We start from the raw sequence: 622 nt of genomic DNA, 5'->3' as shown, positions 1-622 counted from the left end.
TTCCAAATGATACACCAAATCAAACGTTGAGGTATGGAAAAAGCGGTAACTCAAGAAACGGAGCTTGTTAATTCAAAGGTGACATATGAGTAACAAAATCGTAAGAGGCAGTGATTTAAGACAAATGCGCAACATGGCAGGGTTAAGAACCATCGACATGGCAGCGGCGGCAGGGGTAAAAACCCGTAAAACCTATGAGAACTGGGAAAAAGAAATGGGTGCACCCAATGTAAACCAATTCTTTTCGATGGCGAAAGCCTGCGGCTTAAGTGCGCAATCCATTATGGAATTTTACGAATTCAAAGAGCAAATGCGCGGTGCGGGATTTGTCGGTGCAAGCTCGGTTAGCTAAGGCTTTAAACCATGATGATGATAAAAGGCTCACACCTGCGAACGATACGCACCTTTGCAGGTAAAACCACAATGGAAATGGCAGCGGCGGCAGGGGTAAAAACCCGCAAAACCTATGAGAATTGGGAGAGCAATAAAGGCTCAGTGAATGTAAACCAATTTATATCATTGTTGGAGTTTTGCGGATTAGATTACATCAAAGTGTTTGGTTACATCATGCGAAATAACGAATCCAAACAATTTGATTTACTGCGATTACTGGCGCTAAGCA

The 622-nt window shown here is 42.9% G+C and carries 2 protein-coding genes; both read left to right on the top strand.

What is annotated here, in order from left to right; genetic code table 11:
- The first annotated feature begins 85 nt into the window (after positions 1-85).
- Positions 86-352, top strand: a complete 267-nt coding sequence (locus HJG39_RS19370; RefSeq protein ID WP_268412075.1) for a helix-turn-helix transcriptional regulator — start codon at positions 86-88, stop codon at positions 350-352.
- An 11-nt stretch (positions 353-363) separates the two neighbouring features.
- The coding region (locus HJG39_RS19365) for a helix-turn-helix transcriptional regulator (RefSeq protein ID WP_268412073.1) at positions 364-622 on the top strand (259 nt) is incomplete at its 3' end.

This window comes from Alteromonas sp. a30, from assembly GCF_026788005.1.
Classification (GTDB): Bacteria; Pseudomonadota; Gammaproteobacteria; order Enterobacterales; family Alteromonadaceae; genus Paraneptunicella.
Note: the sequence above shows the minus strand (reverse complement) of the source record. Positions and strands in the feature narration are given on the sequence as shown.